The sequence below is a fragment of the Mesorhizobium sp. RIZ17 genome (genome assembly GCF_051127865.1).
Classification (GTDB): Bacteria; Pseudomonadota; Alphaproteobacteria; order Rhizobiales; family Rhizobiaceae; genus Mesorhizobium; species Mesorhizobium humile.
Map to the genome: position 1 here is coordinate 2,973,726 of NZ_CP147861.1, position 17,214 is coordinate 2,990,939.

Below are 17,214 nucleotides of genomic sequence, written 5' to 3' on the forward strand. Positions count from 1 at the left end.
CTGGCCTTATCGGAGACGTAGGATCTGGAACTACCACAGGTGGGCAATGCGCGGACGACTGGCCTGCCACGGGTAGTTTCCCCCACCTGAGGAGTCCGGCCTCGATTGAAGGACGGACTGATGAAGAGAAAGCGGTTTACGGAAGAGAGCAGATCATCGCGGTTCTGCGTGAGCATGAGGCGGGAGCAAAGGCGGGCGACCTGGCGCGCAAGCATGGGATCTCCGAGGCGACGCTGTATAACTGGAAGGCGAAGTATGACGGGATGGACGTCTCCGATGCCAAACGGCTGAAAGCCTTGGAAGACGAGAACGCAAAGCTGAAGCGCGAGCCCCAAACCTTTTCCGACCGGCTCCATTCCAAAAAAAGGGGGCGGCATTGCTGCCGCCCTTCGAGATTGGTGAGAGGCGCGGACCTTAGAAATCCATGCCGCCCATGCCGCCCATGCCGCCGCCGCCCATGCCGCCAGTCATGCCGCCGCCAGCCGACTCCTTCTTCGGAGCCTCGGCGATCATGGCTTCGGTGGTGACCAGCAGGCCGGCGACCGAGGCCGCGTCCTGGAGAGCCGTGCGCACGACCTTGACCGGATCGATGATGCCCATGGCGATCATGTCGCCATATTCGCCGGTCTGGGCGTTGAAACCGAAGGTCGCGCCCTTGTTCTCGAGGATCTTGCCGGCAACGATCGAGGCTTCTGCACCGGCGTTGGCCGCGATCTGGCGGGCCGGAGCCTGCAGCGCACGACGCACGATGTTGATGCCGGCGGCCTGGTCGGAGTTGACGCCGACAGCGTTGATGGTCAGCGACGCGCGCAGCAGGGCAACGCCGCCGCCGGCAACGATGCCTTCTTCCACGGCCGCGCGGGTCGCGTTGAGGGCGTCATCGACGCGGTCCTTCTTTTCCTTGACTTCGACTTCCGTCGCGCCGCCGACGCGGATGACGGCAACGCCGCCCGCGAGCTTGGCGAGACGCTCCTGCAGCTTCTCCTTGTCGTAGTCCGAGGTGGTCTCCTCGATCTGCTGCTTGATCTGGGCGACGCGGCCCTGGATCTCTTCCTTCTTGCCGGCGCCGTCGACGATGGTGGTGTTTTCCTTGGAGATCGACACCTTCTTGGCGCGGCCGAGCATGTTGAGGCCGACGTTCTCGAGCTTGATGCCGAGGTCTTCCGAGATGACCTGGCCACCAGTGAGGATGGCGATGTCTTCCAGCATGGCCTTGCGGCGATCACCGAAGCCCGGCGCCTTGACGGCGGCGATCTTCAGGCCGCCACGCAGCTTGTTGACGACCAGCGTGGCCAGAGCCTCGCCTTCGACGTCTTCCGAGATGATGAGCAGCGGCTTCGAGGTCTGCACGACGGCTTCGAGAACCGGCAGCATGGCCTGGAGGTTGGAGAGCTTCTTCTCGTGGAGCAGGATGTAGGCGTCCTCGAGATCGGCAACCATCTTGTCGGCGTTGGTGACGAAGTAGGGCGAGAGATAGCCGCGATCGAACTGCATGCCTTCGACGACTTCGAGTTCGGTCTCGGCGGTCTTGGCTTCCTCGACCGTGATGACGCCTTCGTTGCCGACCTTCTGCATCGCTTCCGCGATCATGGCGCCGACCGACTCGTCGCCGTTGCCGGCGATCGTGCCGACCTGGGCAACCTCTTCCGAGGTCTTGATCTTCTTGGCGTTCTTGATCAGCGTCGCGACGACGTCGGTGACGGCGAGGTCGATGCCGCGCTTCAGGTCCATCGGGTTCATGCCGGCGGCAACCGCCTTGTGGCCTTCCTGGACGATCGACTGCGCCAGAACGGTCGCGGTCGTGGTGCCGTCGCCGGCAATGTCGTTGGTCTTCGAAGCAACTTCGCGGACCATCTGTGCGCCCATGTTTTCGAACTTGTCTTCGAGCTCGATTTCCTTGGCGACGGTGACGCCGTCCTTGGTGATGCGCGGGGCGCCGAACGACTTGTCGATGACGACGTTGCGGCCCTTCGGACCCAGCGTGACCTTCACCGCGTCGGCGAGGATGTTGACGCCGCGCAGCATGCGCTCGCGGGCATCACGGGAGAATTTTACGTCTTTGGCAGCCATTTTGTACTCCTGGGCATTTCGCCCGAAATTCAGATTGGATGGTACGGATGAAAGGCGGCGGCGTGTTAGCCGATGATGCCCATGATGTCGGCTTCCTTCATGATCAGAAGGTCTTCGCCATTGAGCTTGACTTCGGTGCCCGACCACTTGCCGAACAGGATGCGGTCGCCAGCCTTGACGTCCAGCGGGACCAGCTTGCCGGCTTCGTCGCGGGCGCCGGAACCAACGGCGATGATCTCGCCTTCCTGCGGCTTTTCCTTTGCCGTGTCGGGGATGATGATCCCGCCGGCGGTCTTGGATTCGGATTCGACCCGGCGAACGACCACGCGGTCATGAAGCGGGCGGAACTTCGACTTTGCCATTTTTTCTTCCTCGATGAGAACGGTGGGAAAAGCGTCCGGCAGCGCCGGACAACCTACAAAGCTCGGCTATGCCGGACCTACTGTTAGCACTCACCAAGGACGAGTGCTAACATGGTGACGGCATAAGGCCTAGGCTGGGGCTAGTCAAGACAAGAGGTGGGCGATCACGATATTCCGGGCGATGCAGGCCTGAAAGAGTTCGAGCGAATCGATGGTGTTCGGAAGCTCGGCCCGAAAGATAATATCCGCCCTTTCGGATCGCTAACCCCTTGGGCCTTCAGCGATGCGCAAGCGCCGTTTCGTTGCACCGGAGAGAGCGAGTGTGAGGCGCTGAGCATCTAGTAGCGACCGAGACGTGCCCAGCTTTTGCGTGGGGTGGCCATGCGGGATGTCTCCTGTAGCATTATCGCCCGCACCAGAGGCTTGCCCGTTTATTGGACTGTATTTCTATCCATAGGGTGGATGCATCTCATCGAAACAAACGATTTTCTCAATCTTCCGGAATCTCGCATTGACAGCACCTCACACGTCCTGATTGCCCGCTACCCTCATCGTGTGACAACTGCGAAAAAAGAGCCTGAAAGGAGAAGATCTTTCCATGAGCTCAGACGTGCGATGGAAGTTGCCGCGGGAAAATGAGCTGCAGTTGGATGCCAACGCCTCAGAGCAACCGGAACTCATCCGGTCTCCATAATCCGATTGGTGTTGGTGGGTTGCACAAGCCTGGTCAGGGACGATTTTTGCGACGTGACTGGCAGAGGTATGGCGCCGCACCCACGTCAAAAGGCATTGCTATGGAAAGGAACAGAATGGCTGATCAACTCGCAACGGGAATCATTGCCACGATCAAGAACCGCGTCGAATCGGAGAGCGGCGAGAGTGCGTCCATCATCGGCGAAATAACGACTGCCACGGAACTGACCTCGCTCGGAGTCGATTCGCTGGGTCTGGCGGATCTCCTCTGGGATGTGGAGCAGGCCTACGACATCAAGATCGACATGAACGCGGCGGATGCCTGGTCGAATCTCAAGAATGTCGGCGACATGGTGGAAGCTGTCCGCGGTTTGCTCGCGAAGGGGGTCTGATTGGACAGGCGAGTCGTCATTACTGGGATGGGCGGGCTTTGCGGCCTAGGCAACAACGCCGCCTCTATCTGAAAAGAGATGCGCGAAGGTCGCTCCGCCATCCGCCCGATGGTCACTTCTGCGCTTCATGAGATGAAGGGCACTGTCGGTACCGAGATCAAGGAGCTGCCCAAGCACGACATCGGCCGCAACCAGCTCGTCTCCATGGACCGCCACAGCTTGCTCGCTGTGCTTGCAGCGCGCGAAGCCATGCAACACGCCGGACTTTCCTGCGATGAGGGAAATCCGTATCGCTTCGGCGCGACAGTGGGCGTCTGCGGCTGGGGCTGGGGAACGGTCGAAGAAACCCTACCGCGACCTCCTTTTGGGCGGGGCGAAGCGTGCTGGCATTTACACTGCACCAAGGGGGTTGCCGAGCGCCGCTGCCAGCCAGGTCAGCATGAGTCTCGGCCTGCGCGGCCCGGTCTTTGCCATCGCCTCCGCATGCGCATCAGCCAACCATGCGATCGCTTCGGCCGCGGATCAGATCAGGCTCGGCCGGGCCGACGGGATGCTTGCCGGAGGCGCCGAAGCGTTGAGGTAGTCCACGTCCTCGGCATTCAGCCCGTCGTCGGCAAGGCAAGCGCGCATCGCGGCCTCCGGCCGCCGCTCGTATGCCTTCAGATGAAGGCATGGGAAGCAATGCGCGCGCTCGCTCCGGATACTTGCCGGCCCTTCTCCGCCGACAGAAAGGGAGTGGTGATAGGCGAGGGTGCGGGCATGGCCGTGCTGGAAAGCTATGAGCATGCCGCCGTACGCGGTGCCACAATGCTTGCCGAGATCGCAGGCATCGGCCTTTCCGGCGACGCCTTCCACATCGTCGCGCCGTCTATCGAGGGGCCATGCACGCGCATTGCCTGGGCGCAGCGAGCGCACTTGAAATGATCGCCTCCGTGATGGCGATCCGGGAGGGCGTCGTGCCGCCGACCGCTAATTATCGCGAGCCAGATCCCGATTGCGATCTCGACGTCACGCCCAATGCGGCGCGCGAGCGCAAAGTCCGCGTGGCACTGAGCAACGCCTTCGCCATGGGCGGCATGAACGCAGTTCTGGCGTTCAAGCAGGTGTAAAAGCGATGCGAGATGCCTCCAGTGACTCTATCTTCGGATCCAAATGCTTGCCGGATCACGATTGTGAAGGACCTGCCCCTTGGACCGCCTCGGTGAATGCGCCAAGTGGCAGCGGAAGCTGGACAAGCCGGGCCCCATTTTTTGGTAAAATTCTCAACTGTTGAAGCGACGTGGACGTACCGCTACCCGGAAGGTTAAGCGAGGCCCTTCGAGTCCGGCTCGAGGGCCTGTCCAAAGCTGTACCCGATAATGTCTGGAAGGCGCATGGCCGCCAGTGACCGCTTCCGTGCGAAGCCGGTCCTTAGAAAGGGAATCGATAAATGTTTGATCTGACCGGCCGCAACGCGCTCGTCACCGGAGCAAGCGGTGGAATCGGCGAGGCCGTGGCGCGGGCGCTGCACGCGCAGGGCGCAACGGTCGGCCTGCACGGCACGCGTGTCGAAAAACTCGAGGTGTTGGCTGCCGAGCTTGGCGGGCGGACAAGACTGTTTCCGGCGAACCTCTCGAACCGTGACGAGGTCAAGGCGCTGGGCGCAAACGCGGAAGCCGAACTCGAAGGCGTCGACATACTGGTCAACAATGCCGGCATCACCAAGGACGGGCTTTTTATCCGCATGTCGGACGCGGACTGGGACGCGGTACTCGAGGTCAACCTGACCGCCGTGGTCCGGCTCACCCGCGAACTGACCCATTCGATGATGCGCCGCCGCAACGGCCGCATCATCAACATCACCTCGGTGTCCGGCGTAACCGGCAATCCCGGCCAGCGAACTATTGCGCGTCAAAGGCTGGCATGATCGGCATGTCGAAATCGCTGGCGCAGGAGATCGCGACACGCGGCGTGACGGTGAACTGCGTGGCGCCGGGCTTCATCGAATCGGCCATGACCGACAAGCTGAACGACAAGCAGAAAGAAGCGATCATGGCCGCCATTCCGGCCAGGCGCATGGGCACCGGCGTGGAAGTCGCCTCGGCTGTGGTCTACCTGGCCTCGAACGAGGCCGCCTACATCACCGGCCAGACCATTCATGTGAACGGCGGCATGGCAATGATTTCGCCTCAAAAGTTCAGTGCGCCCCGATGACGCGTATCAACAGTGGAGGAAGTCCCACCCATAGCTGTCGGTTGGTCTGGCAACTGACGAGCGGGTCGGTCGGGCAACTGGCCGGGTTGAAGCCTCGTGATAAAGGCCGCCTTGGGGCCGAGGCTAGATCAAGCTCTTTCAAACGCATGCTTTCCTATCCATAGCGTGGATGCATTCATCGAAACAAAGGATTTTGCCCATTCTGCAGAACGTCGCATAGTAAGATTTCAAAGATGTAAGCCAAAAGGTAATTATCGATGTTTGTATTGGCTCCGAGCAGTATTTTTCTGGTGTACGCCTTCCGGTGTGCTCGGAACACAACCGAGTCGCATGTTCATTGCGGCTAGTTTCTTCGGTGACCTGCGCAAGCTACATCGAACCGGCTCGATGCGACAAGCGTCCTCCTGCTAGGCGCTTCCCCAACAAAACAGCAACAATGATGAGGTCTTTCCATGTGCTCTGACGTGCGGTGGAGGTTGTGCTGGGAAAATGAGTTGCAACAGGCCGACCATGTCGAACTCTCCGAGTTTTTCCGAAAGACCTACGGACCGACTGGGGCCTTCAACGCAGAGCCATTCGAAGGCGGCCGTAGCTGGGCCGGTGCGAGGCCGGAGCTCCGCGCAATCAGCTACGACGCGCACGGCGTAGCGGGTCATATCGGCATACTACGCCGCTTCATCAAAGTTGACGAGGTCGAGCTCCTGGTGGCCGACCTGGGGTTGTACGGAGTGCGACCGGATCTTGAGGGACAAGGGATCAGTCATTCAATGCGCCTTGTATATCCAGTGTTGCAGCAGCTTGGGGTTCCATTCGCTTTCGGCACCGTTCGGCACGCGATGCGGAACCATATGGAGAGGTTCTGCAGAGACGGCCTGGCGGCGATTGTGTCGGGCGTTCGTGTGCGGTCCACTCTCGCAGATGTGTATCTCGACCTGCCGACCACGCGCGTCGAGGACGTGCTCGTCGTGGTTGTGCCGATTGGACGCTCGATGAGTGAGTGGCCATCCGGCACCCTGATCGTTCGGAACGGTCCGGAGCTATGAAACATCTTGAAGGTGCCGGGTGATGGCGCTGAGGACAAGAGCGGCGGTTTTTTTGCAGAGCTACTCGGACTGAATACGCGTTCCCATTCACGTTAGCTGTGGATAACAAGGCTGAATTAACATGCAAAATCTGCGCATCTAAGTCGATCCGAGCACGAGGTTGCACGCGCACGGATTTTGCGGACCTGAATCGCCGTCACCCTGAAATCGACAAGGCATCGGCTATCCCAAAATCGGGGCTTGACGTTACGTAAGGTCCCGTGTTTTCCGATGTGCGGGAACGACTTCCAGTCTCAGCCCAAGGGCGACGAAAATGAGGGGCAGCAATGGTGGCTGGCGAACCTAATGACGTGCGCGTCAAGCGTTGTGGTGGGGGATGGGTTGTTCATATTGTCGAGGACGGCAAACTGACAGTTCTTCGGTTCAAGACACAGTCTCCCGCCGAAAATTTCGCCGATGGCCAACGAGCCAGGCTCGGTCTTGCTGCCAAGCCACCGATCGAGGAACCTGATATGTAACCGATCAGGCGTCAGATGGCTGGTGGCCTTTGGGCGCCGGCGGGAAACACTTTGCCGAAGGCCCACCCCAATGCTGCTTGCGGCCGTTCGGCTAGCCATATTCGCGATGATTGGTTGATGCGGAAGACGGTGGCCTGCTTGATCGACACGGCGGCAAAGATCATGAAAGCCAGGTCGTCAACGACCCAGCCGCGGCGCTTGAGAAAGCAGCAAGAATTGCTAGCCGCCACCGCCTAAGACAAGGGTTCACACATGCAAACCGCTGTTCGCGGATCAGCAGCTGCGAGACATTGCGCCATCCCACGAACGGCCGACGGTGTCGAAGGCGCAGTGGGCATCGGCCTTTCGAAGCTGAGCGTCAGCAACTTCGTCGAGTCTTAGACTAGACGCTCTTCAGTGCCGAACACGTTGCAACGGGCGAAGAGGCTCGCACATCTGTGGAGCGCGGCTCACGCCCCGGAGACCAGGGCAGGAATGAGCAAGGGCTCATCCGCCTCGTCAAGAATGGAGAAACTGTAACGGCCGTCTGTGTCAATATCGACGGAGTAGCTCAGGCGGTCGAGTATGTGGTTATCCTGGTCGAACGTGACGATCCGCGGCTTCAGCGAAGTGATATGCGCTTCGTCCAGGTAGATGGAGTTGCAGACGATAATCTCGTCGTCGGGCTGACAGGTGCGAGCCGCCGCTCCGTTGAGGATGCAGCACCGTGAACCGCGCTCGCCGAGGATGACATAGGTCGAAATCCGCGCTCCGGAATTCTTGTTCCATATCTCCACGAATTCCATGGGCAGGATTCCGGCTGCCTCGCAGTGGTCGGGGTCGAGCGTTATCGAACCATGGTAGTTGAGGTTCGCTTCGGTGACGTGAATGCCGTGCAGCTTGCCGGCCACTATTTTTCGCATTGGTTCTCTTGTCCCTATTCATCATGCAAGGTCAATCTTGGCAGCCGGTTCGCGCCGCTAAATTCCGACGACAAGCGCGCCGCCGCTGAGACCCGCGCCCGCTGCCGCAAGAAGAATTTTTTCGCCCGGCCGAAATGGCTCGGTCTGATTGGCCAGCGAAAGCGAGAGCGGGATTGTCGCGGCGGAAGAGTTGGCATAGTCGGCGATCGTCTTGACGATCGCGTGATCGGCTATGCCTAGGTTCCTCCCGACCGCGTCGAAAATGCGGGCGTTGGCCTGATGCGGCACGAACCGATCGATATCCTGCGGCCGCATTTGGGCTGTAGCGAGCGCGTCGTGCGAGCAGGCAGTCATCATCTCGACGGCCTTGCCGAACACTTCACGGCCGTCGGTGATCGTCATGCGGGTCTGCTCGAGATCGAGGTCGCCATGGAATGGGATGTTGCTTCCGCCGGCCGGGATCTGGATCAGTCCGTAGCGCGAGCCGTCCGAATCCACCGAAGCGCCGAGAATGCCCCGCTCAGGGTCCTCGCACGGACAAATCACCAGGGCGCCGGCGGCATCGGCGAAAAGGACCGAGCTCGCGCGCTCGGCTGGATTGATGCGGCGGCTGAGGATGTTGGCGGCGATGACAAGGCTCGATTTGCCGTGCAGGCGAGTGAACCCGTCGGCAAACATCAGCGCATAGATGAAGCCGGCGCAGGCGCCGGTGAGATCAATCGCACCGGCGCGGTTGAGGCCGAGCTTGTGCGCGACCAAGGGTGCACTGGGCGGCAGAAGGTGATCGGGCGTCGAGGTGGCAAGCAACAGCAGACCGATGTCGCTGCGGTCGACACCGGCGTTCGCCAGCGCCATGTCGCCGGCAGAGGCGGCAAGGCCCGACAGCGTGTCTTCGTCCGTTGCCCAGAAGCGCGAGCGAATCCCGGTGCGCCGCTCGATCCAGCCGGGTTCAAGCCCGAGACGATCTTCGATTTCCGGGTTCTCCACCTTGCGCGCGGGCGCATGATGACCAAACCCGAGAATGCGCGACGACCGGCTCATGGCTTTGAGCCGAAGCGTTCGCCGGCCTCCTCGATGGCGTCATAGAGCCCGTCCAACTCGTCTCCGGTGATGCAATAGGGTGGCAGAAGATAGAGGACATTGCCGAGCGGGCGCACAAGCAGGCCGCGCTCAAGGAAGAATGCGCGCAGTTTTGGCCCGATTTCGGCCAGATAGCCGGCAGAGTCGGTACGCAGATCGAGGGCGGCGATCGTGCCGGTCGACCTGCTGTCGGTGAAATATGGATTGTCCCGGAATCGTTGCAGCCCGGCGGCCTGCCTCGCGCCTAAGGCCGCGATCCGTTCGGCCACCGGCTCGTCCTGCCAGATCTCGATATTGGCAAGTGCTGCCGCGCAGGCGATCGGATTGGCGGTGTAGGAGCTCGAATGAAAGAAGGTCTTCTTCCGGTCTTCGGAATAATGGGCCTGGAAAATGGCATCAGTGGCGAGCGTGGCCGCCAGCGGGATGACGCCACCGGTCAAGCCTTTCGAGGTGCACAGGATATGTGGAGAGATGTTCGCCTGCTCGCAGGCGAACATGGTGCCGGTGCGCCCCCAGCCCGTCATCACCTCGTCGGCGATCAGCAGCGTGCCGGAGGCCTCAGTGATCTTCTTCAATTCGGTGAGAACCGAGGCCGGATACATCAGCATGCCGCCTGCCCCAAGCACCAGCGGCTCGACGATCAGCGCGGCGGCGCGCCGGTCGCGGGAGAGCGCTTCGAACCGATCCAGCGTGTCCTGCTCGCGCCCTGCGGCCGGGAAGGGAATGGTGTCGACCTCAAACAGCAAAGGTTCGTAGGCGGCGTTGAACTCGCCGCGGGCGCCGACGCTCATCGTGCCGATCGTGTCGCCATGATAGCTGTGCTCCATGACGGCGATACGCGAACGCGGCGCGCCGATGTTGCGGAAATAGCCGAGCGCCATTTTCAACGCGACTTCGACGGAGGTCGAGCCGCTGTCGGAATAGAACACCCGGTCGAGGCCGGGCGGGGCGAGGCCGACAAGCGCCTCTGCCAGCTGCTCGGCCGGCTCGTGGGTGAAGCCGGCAAAGATGATCTGGTCGAGGCTCGACGCGGTCGTCTCGATGGCCTTCATGATGCGGGGATGGCGGTGGCCATGGGTGACGACCCACCAGGAGGAAATCGCGTCCAGGATGCGGGAGCCGTCGGCCTTGTGAAGATAGGCGCCTTCCGTCCGGACAATCTCGGGGATTGCCGGCTCGAGCGCGTGCTGGGTGAAGGGATGCCAGACTCGAGACTGCGTCATCATTCGCCTCCTGCGATCGCTGTGAGGTCGAAGCCGGCAACCATCGCTTCCCTCAGCGTCTCACTTGTCAGCGGATCGAGAAGCGGCAGTCTGCCAAGCTGGCGCACGCCGCTGAATTCCACGATCGTCCTCTGCGTATCGGCCACCTCATCGCCGATGAAGGCGATGCCGATGAGCGGGATGGAACGGGCCCTGAGCGCTTCGATCGACAGCAAGGTGTGATTGATCGTGCCGAGCGTGGTGCGGGCGCACAGAATGACCGGCATCCGCCACTGTGCGAATATGTCGACGAACTTGGTGCGCCGGTTGAGCGGCACCATCAGTCCCCCGGCACCTTCGATGACGATCGGACCCGGCAAGTCCGGAAGCGAGAGCTTTGCCACGTCTATCGCGACGCCGTCGAGTTCGGCTGAACGATGCGGCGACAGCGGCTCCTTCAGGCGATACACTTCGGGCAGGACGCGCCCCATCGGCAGGCCGGCGAGCCGTTCCACAACCTCGCTGTCGGTTTCGCCGTCGAGGCCCGATTGCACCGGCTTCCAGTAGAAACCGTCGAGCAGGCCGGCGAGTCCTGCCGAAAACACTGTCTTGCCAATTCCGGTATCTGTTCCGGTGACGACGATGCGCTTGGTCATGTCGGCTCCGGTCATGTTTGGGCCAACACCTCAGCGAGCGCCTCGACCATGGCGGAAATGTCGGCTTCATCGACGTTGAGCGTGAGTGAGATGCGCAGGCGCGAGGTGCCCTCGGGCACCGTCGGCGGACGAATGCCGCGGATATCGAAGCCGCGGGCCTGCAATGCCGCCGCCACCGCCATGGTGCGCCTGTTATCGCCGATGACGAATGGCTGGATCTGCGATCCGCTGGGCGCCACACCGCAGCGCTCCGCCAACCGGCGGCCCGCGAAAGCGACACGCTCATGCAACTGAACACGGCGCAGGGGTTCGTCGGACAGCATGGCGAGCGCTTCGCGCACTGCCACTGCCATCAGCGGCGATGGTGCGGTGGCGTAGATGAATGGCCGGCAACGTTTGACGAGATAATCGCACAGCGTTCGCGGTCCGGTTACCAGCGCGCCGGACGCGCCGAGCGCCTTGCCGCAAGTATGGAGCACAACGATGTTGTCGCGGCCCTCGAATGCGGCGGCCAGCCCCCGGCCGTCCGGTCCCCAGACACCGGTGGCATGCGCTTCGTCAACGACGAGGAATGCCTCGTGCCGATCGGCAAGCGCGACGAGGCTCTCCATCGGCGCACGGTCGCCATCCATGCTGTAGAGGCTTTCGACTGCGATCCAGACGCGCCCCATGCCGCCTTCGGCGCGCCAGCGCGTGATCGCGTCCTCGACAGCATTGACGTCGTTGTGCGCGGTCAGCACGAACTGGGCGCGTCCGGCCTGTGCGCCCTCATGCATGCTGGCATGGGCGAGTTCGTCGAGAACCAGAAGGTCGCCCTTCTGCGGCAACGCGGTCAGGAGAGCGAAGTTGGCGATGTAACCGCTGCCGAAGAACAGCGCGCGGTCAGCCCCGAAGAACGCCGCCGCGTCTGCCTCCAGTTGCTCATGCTCCGGTGTATTGCCGCGCAACAGCCGCGATCCGGTCGCGCCCACCGGCGTGCCCCGCGCAATCGCCGCCGCAACCGCCTCGCCAAGTCTTTTGGAGGCGGCAAGTCCGAGATAGTCGTTCGACGAGAAGTCGAGACCGGCGCGCGGCGACAGCATCCGCAGCCGGTCCTTGCGCGCCAGCCCCTGCAAGGTTGCGTCATAGCGGGCAAGTTGTGCCCCGTTCATTGCGCCCCGAGTTCCATCGGCTCGATGCCGAGACGGCGGAACAGAAGGCTATCCTTGTCCTCGCCCGGATTGTTCGCCGTCAGCAGCGTGTCGCCGACGAAGATCGAGTTGGCGCCGGCAAAGAAGCACAGTGCCTGCATCTCGTCGGTCATGGCGGTGCGGCCGGCCGAAAGTCGGACATGCGATTTCGGCATCATGATGCGCGCCAGCGCGATCACGCGCACGAATTCAATCGGCTCGATGGGTTTAGCTTCGGCCAGCGGGGTGCCCTCGATCGGGATCAGCATGTTGATCGGAACGCTTTCGGGATGCTCCGGCAGATTGGCCAGCGTCACCAGCATGTCGATTCGGTCGATTGGCTCCTCGCCCATGCCGACGATGCCGCCGCAGCAGACCTTGATGCCGCTGTCGCGGACATTGGCCAACGTATCCAGCCGGTCGGCAAAGGTGCGGGTCGAAATGATCTCGCTGTAATAGCGCTCAGAGGTGTCGATGTTGTGGTTGTAGTAGTCGAGACCGGCCTCTTTCAGACGAGCGGCCTGCTCAAGATCGAGCATGCCGAGCGTCATGCAGGTCTCCATGCCCAACGCCTTGACGCCTTCGACCATCGCCACGACCGCACCCATGTCGCGCGCCTTGGGATTTCGCCAGGCCGCGCCCATGCAATAGCGGGTGGCGCCGGCGTCACGCGCGTTGGTCGCCTCGGCGATGACGCGCCGGACCTCCATCAGCTTTGACGCCTTCAACCCGCTTTCATGATACGCCGACTGGCTACAATAGCCGCAATCCTCCGGACATCCGCCGGTCTTGATGCTGAGAAGCCGGCTCAGCTGGACCTTGTTGGGATCGAAATTCTGGCGATGCACGGTCTGCGCTTGAAACAGCAGGTCGTTGAAGGGCGCGTCGTGGAGCGCCTGGGCTTCCGCTCGCGTCCAGGGGGGAAGCGCCCAACCGATTGGATCCGAGGTCAGGTCTGGGCTGAGTTCGTTCATAAGGTCTTGTTCTCCATAATCTTCCGTCCTTGGCCTGGAGCGTTGCAGTGGATGCTGAAGACAAGGCGCATGCCAGCGGGAAGTCTTCTATCGAAACGCGACTGGTGGCGCGCTTGAGCGGACTCTCCAACTGCTGCCCGCAGGCTCAACTCACGTCATCCGTGGGGATTACGGTTTCCGTTATTTTACTTTGAGCACAGGAATGCTCCTTTCTGATCGCGTCGCAGGATTCGGTGAAGGCGACGTCCAGCAGATAACCGAGAAGTTCCAGCCCGTGAGAGGCCGCCAACTGGCGCATCTCGTCGAGTCGGCAGATGATGACGCCAAGGGCTGCGACGCGGCTTTCTGTGCCTTGCTGGTCCGTCCCTCCCGCCTCCGTTGTTGAAGCGTGTCGCTTGGCGCCGAGAAGGCTTGCGTCGGCTGTTGGTGGAACCGGGGACGTGCTGACGCAGTTTAGCCTGCCACCGAAGGAGTTCCTGCGATCCCGGTTCATGTCCTCTCCATCAGTTCAGATGCCTGTTGCAATTTCGGTCGGCCGGCATGTCGAGACCGATGTCGAGAATGGGCGCGCTGTGGGTGAGCCAGCCGACCGATATGAGGTCGACGCCGGTCGCCGCAATTGCCGGGGCGCTCGCCCGCGTTACCCGGCCCGAAGCCTCGGTGATCGCGCGGCCACCGACCATAGCCACAGCCTGCGCAAGGTCCTCGACCGACATGTTGTCGAGGAGCACGGCGTCGACGCCCGCTGTAAGCGCGATCTCCAACTGGTCCAGCCTGTCGACCTCGACCTCGATCTTGACCATGTGACCTATGGCGCTACGCGCCCGCTCGATTGCGGTGCGGATATCGCCGGCAATGGCGATATGGTTGTCCTTGATCAGTACGGCGTCATCGAGCGCGAAGCGGTGATTGGCGCCGCCGCCCGCTCGCACCGCATATTTTTCCAGGACACGCAGGCCGGGCGTTGTCTTTCGCGTGCACACGATCTTTGCGTTATAGCCGCGCACCGCGTTTACGAGCGTAGCCGTTGCCGTCGCGATGCCGCTGAGCTTGCACAAGAAATTGAGCGCCGTGCGCTCTGCGGTCAGCAAGCTGCGGGCCGGCCCGCTTACGATCGCAATCGTCTCTCCGGCCGAAACCTTACCGCCTTCAGGACACCGCAGCTGCATGCTGATCCCGGGATCAACCAGCAGGAAGGCAAACATGACCAAATCGAGCCCGGCAACAACGCCGGCCTGCCGGGCATTCAACGCCAGCGTCGCTTTGCAATCGGCGGGGATTATCGCATCGCTCGTGATGTCGCCGGCTCTGCCCAAATCTTCCAGCAGGGCGTAGCGCACGATGGGCTCCATGATGATCTGTGGAAGCGGTGCAAGTGAAGTCATGTCAACGGCTCCGTTCGGATGCTTGCCATCTGAGCGTGACGGCATTCTCAAAAGCTGTGCAGAGCGTCAGTCGCGAAGGGAGGGCGGCGGCATCGCGCCCGGGGAAATCGGACCGATAATGCGAACCGCGGCTCTCTTCGCGTCGAAAAGCTGCGATCGCCATCAACAGTGCCACCAGGGCCGGATCGGCCGCGGCCGTCTCGCCGACAGAGATCGGCAGCAGTGTCGCGACCGTGTCGCGCAATGATTTCCCATTCCGAACAATGCCAAGCGCATTGGACACAATCGGGCGAATAGGTGAAGGGTCGGGCCGGATGGGAACAGTTGCCGGAAGCCTAGGCCACTGCCAACCCGCACAGGTAGCCGCGACGCTTTCAGCCACCCAGGCGGCGGTTGCAACCGCTTCGGTCAGCGAGTTGCTGGCAAGCCGGTTGGCGCCATGCAGTCCTGTGCATGCGACTTCGCCACAGGCCCACAGGCCGCTAACGGAAGTTCGCCCCTCGGCGTCAACGGCCACGCCGCCCATGTGATAGTGAGCAGCGGGACGCACGGGAATGGGTTCCACCGCCGGATCGATGCCGGCATGCTTGCAAATAGCGTCGATTGCCGGAAAGCGCCTTGCGAATTTCTGCCCGAGACAATGTCGGGCATCGAGATAGACGCCATGCCCGGCGGCGAGCTGATCCGAGATCGCCCGCGCAACTACATCGCGCGATGCGAGTTCTGCCCCGGGCGTGTCCGCCAGGAAGCGATGGCCGTGCTCATCGATCAGCACCGCGCCTTCGCCACGCACTGCTTCGCTGACAAGCGGCATTGGCCGGCGCGCAATGTCGAGGGCCGTCGGGTGGAATTGCACGAATTCGAGATCGGCTAGTTCCGCGCCAGCACAGGCTGCAAGCGCCAGGCCGTGCCCGAATGAGGAGAGCGGGTTGGTTGTATCGCAAAACAGGCCGCCTATACCACCGGTGGCCAGCACCACGCGGCGTGTGGGCAATGCGAACACGGCGCCATGCAGGACAGTCAGCAAGCCCACAATGCTGCCTTCCGCGACAACCAAGCGAAGCGCTGTCATGCCTTCCATGATCGTGATCGAACGGGTTCGCCGCGCCACGCCGAGCAGCGCCCGAAACAACTCGCGGCCAGTTGCGTCGCCGGCGGCGTGCACGATGCGGCGACGCGAATGCGCCGCTTCCAGGCCCAGCCGTAGCCTCCCGTCTAGTGACCGGTCGAAAGGAGCACCAAGACGAATGAGGTTCTCGACGGCTTGAGGTACGGCCTCTACCACCCGCCTGGCCATTTGTTCGTCGCAAAGCCCATCGCCGGCAGCAAGCGTATCGGCGAGGTGCAGGTCGGGGCTGTCGTCCTCCCCCAGACTCGCTGCGAGCCCGCCTTGGGCGAGCGTGCTCGAGGCTTCGGTTCCGAGCGGGGTCCCGGACAGAAGGACGACTGTTTGCGGCGCCAAGTGTAGCGCCGTCATGAGCCCGGCGATACCAGCGCCGATGATGACCGGCGCTCCGCCAATGTGATGGATGTCCGCCGTCATACAAAGAGCATGCGTTCCACGGCCCAGCGGGCCCGTTCAGCGACATGAGGATCGATCGTGACGACGTGGCGGTTCTCCTCGAGCGCGGTCCGGATGTTGGCGAGCGTGATGCGCTTCATATGCGGGCACAGATTGCATGGGCGCACGAAATCTACTTCCGGATGCTCGACCGCGACGTTGTCGCTCATGGAACATTCCGTCATCAGCACCACACGCGCCGGCCTATGCCGCGCGACATAGTCGGACATCGCCGCCGTCGAGCCGGCGAAGTCGGCTTCCGCGACCACTTCAGGCGGACATTCGGGATGGGCTAGTATACTGATGCCGGGATGGGCCTCACGCAGCTCGCGGATGTCGGCCGCCGTGAAGCGTTCATGCACCTCGCAGCGCCCTTTCCAGGCGATGATCTCGACTTTGGTTTGCGCCGCGATGTTCTTTGCCAGATATTCGTCGGGCAGCATGATCACGCGCGGCACCCGGAGCGACTTCACCACTGCGAGCGCGTTGCCCGAGGTGCAGCAGATGTCTGACTCGGCTTTCACCGCGGCGGAGGTGTTGACGTAAGTGACGACCGGAACGGACGGATAGCGCTGCCGCATCAGGCGTACGTCTTCGGCGGTGATCGAGTCCGCCAGCGAGCAACCGGCGTTGAGGTCCGGGATGAGCACTGTCTTGTCGGGATTGAGCAGCTTGGCTGTTTCTGCCATGAAATGCACGCCGGCGATCACGATCACATCGGCGTCGACTGTCATCGCCTTGCGGGCCAGCGCCAGGCTGTCGCCGACGATGTCAGCCACGCAGTGAAAAATCTCCGGCGTCTGGTAGTTATGCGCCAGGATGACCGCATTCCGCTGTCGCTTCAGATTCAGGATTGCGTCGATATCCTCGACGAAGACCGACCACTCGATCCGTGGGATAACGCGCCGAACGCGGTCGTACAGTGAGGCGCTCGAAGGCAGGACGGCGCTCATCGAGCCTCCAGTTATAGTCCACCTGATTATAAGACGTTTATAATCGTTGTGACTATAAGGG

The 17,214-nt window shown here is 62.0% G+C and carries 15 protein-coding genes and 3 pseudogenes; 5 read left to right on the forward strand and 13 right to left on the reverse strand.

All coding sequences use genetic code 11. The annotated features are described in order from the left end of the window. Positions 1-120 precede the first annotated feature (120 nt). Positions 121-326: pseudogene (locus WDX12_RS14360) on the forward strand (transposase); the annotation flags it as partial. Between the two features lie 88 nt (positions 327-414). On the opposite strand, the gene groL reads toward WDX12_RS14360, so the two are convergent. Together groL and groES are read right to left on the reverse strand one after the other, a co-directional pair. Further along, entirely contained in the window at positions 415-2,070 is a 1,656-nt protein-coding gene (groL, locus tag WDX12_RS14365; protein ID WP_434725301.1) for a chaperonin GroEL, read from the reverse strand. A 65-nt stretch (positions 2,071-2,135) separates the two neighbouring features. Continuing rightward, a complete protein-coding gene (gene groES / locus WDX12_RS14370) occupies positions 2,136-2,432 on the reverse strand; it encodes a co-chaperone GroES (RefSeq protein ID WP_006333965.1) in 297 nt (98 codons plus the stop codon). 809 nt (positions 2,433-3,241) lie between these two features. Here groES and WDX12_RS14375 point away from each other — a divergent pair. The 4 genes and pseudogenes from WDX12_RS14375 to WDX12_RS14390 all read left to right on the forward strand — a co-directional run bounded on the left by WDX12_RS14375 (position 3,242) and on the right by WDX12_RS14390 (position 6,753). Continuing rightward, positions 3,242-3,517, forward strand: a complete 276-nt coding sequence (locus WDX12_RS14375) for an acyl carrier protein (RefSeq protein ID WP_434725302.1) — start codon at positions 3,242-3,244, stop codon at positions 3,515-3,517. Then, positions 3,518-4,626: pseudogene (locus tag WDX12_RS14380) on the forward strand (beta-ketoacyl-[acyl-carrier-protein] synthase family protein). 320 nt (positions 4,627-4,946) lie between these two features. Next, positions 4,947-5,710: pseudogene (gene fabG / locus WDX12_RS14385) on the forward strand (3-oxoacyl-[acyl-carrier-protein] reductase). Between the two features lie 452 nt (positions 5,711-6,162). Continuing rightward, positions 6,163-6,753, forward strand: a complete 591-nt coding sequence (locus WDX12_RS14390; RefSeq protein ID WP_027056586.1) for a NodA family N-acyltransferase — start codon at positions 6,163-6,165, stop codon at positions 6,751-6,753. Between the two features lie 529 nt (positions 6,754-7,282). On the opposite strand, the gene WDX12_RS14395 is transcribed toward WDX12_RS14390, so the two are convergent. The 11 genes from WDX12_RS14395 to nadA all read right to left on the reverse strand — a co-directional run bounded on the left by WDX12_RS14395 (position 7,283) and on the right by nadA (position 17,153). Continuing rightward, positions 7,283-7,435 (reverse strand): hypothetical protein, encoded by a 153-nt coding sequence (locus tag WDX12_RS14395; RefSeq protein WP_167514588.1) that lies wholly within the window; start codon positions 7,433-7,435, stop codon positions 7,283-7,285. Positions 7,436-7,720: 285 nt separating this feature from the next. After that, positions 7,721-8,173 carry an aspartate 1-decarboxylase gene (gene panD, locus WDX12_RS14400; protein ID WP_143974687.1) on the reverse strand — a complete coding sequence of 151 codons (453 nt, stop codon included), beginning with the start codon at positions 8,171-8,173 and terminating at the stop codon, positions 7,721-7,723. Positions 8,174-8,230: 57 nt separating this feature from the next. Then, a complete protein-coding gene (locus WDX12_RS14405; RefSeq protein WP_434725303.1) occupies positions 8,231-9,214 on the reverse strand; it encodes a beta-ketoacyl-ACP synthase III in 984 nt (327 codons plus the stop codon). Further along, a complete protein-coding gene (locus WDX12_RS14410) occupies positions 9,211-10,476 on the reverse strand; it encodes an adenosylmethionine--8-amino-7-oxononanoate transaminase (RefSeq protein WP_434725304.1) in 1,266 nt (421 codons plus the stop codon). The genes WDX12_RS14405 and WDX12_RS14410 overlap by 4 nt, the downstream gene beginning before the upstream one ends. Next, entirely contained in the window at positions 10,476-11,111 is a 636-nt protein-coding gene (gene bioD, locus WDX12_RS14415; protein ID WP_027056582.1) for a dethiobiotin synthase, read from the reverse strand. The genes WDX12_RS14410 and bioD overlap by 1 nt, the downstream gene beginning before the upstream one ends. Positions 11,112-11,122: 11 nt before the next feature. Then, positions 11,123-12,262: an 8-amino-7-oxononanoate synthase gene (locus tag WDX12_RS14420; RefSeq protein WP_434725305.1), complete on the reverse strand. Its 1,140-nt coding sequence runs from the start codon at positions 12,260-12,262 to the stop codon at positions 11,123-11,125. Next, positions 12,259-13,254, reverse strand: a complete 996-nt coding sequence (gene bioB, locus WDX12_RS14425) for a biotin synthase BioB (protein WP_434725306.1) — start codon at positions 13,252-13,254, stop codon at positions 12,259-12,261. The genes WDX12_RS14420 and bioB overlap by 4 nt, the downstream gene beginning before the upstream one ends. 145 nt (positions 13,255-13,399) lie before the next feature. Next, on the reverse strand, positions 13,400-13,747 hold the full coding sequence (locus tag WDX12_RS14430) for a hypothetical protein (RefSeq protein ID WP_027056579.1): 348 nt from the start codon (positions 13,745-13,747) through the stop codon (positions 13,400-13,402). A gap of 10 nt (positions 13,748-13,757) precedes the next feature. Then, positions 13,758-14,639, reverse strand: coding sequence for a carboxylating nicotinate-nucleotide diphosphorylase (gene nadC / locus WDX12_RS14435; protein ID WP_027056578.1), 882 nt, complete (start codon positions 14,637-14,639; stop codon positions 13,758-13,760). A 1-nt stretch (position 14,640) separates the two neighbouring features. Next, the gene (locus tag WDX12_RS14440) at positions 14,641-16,182 is read right to left on the reverse strand and encodes an L-aspartate oxidase (RefSeq protein ID WP_434725307.1); all 1,542 of its coding nucleotides are present in this window, start codon (positions 16,180-16,182) and stop codon (positions 14,641-14,643) included. Beyond that, complete coding sequence (nadA, locus tag WDX12_RS14445; RefSeq protein ID WP_027056576.1) at positions 16,179-17,153, reverse strand: quinolinate synthase NadA; 975 nt, start codon at positions 17,151-17,153, stop codon at positions 16,179-16,181. Before nadA ends, WDX12_RS14440 begins: the two co-directional genes overlap by 4 nt. Positions 17,154-17,214 lie beyond the last annotated feature (61 nt).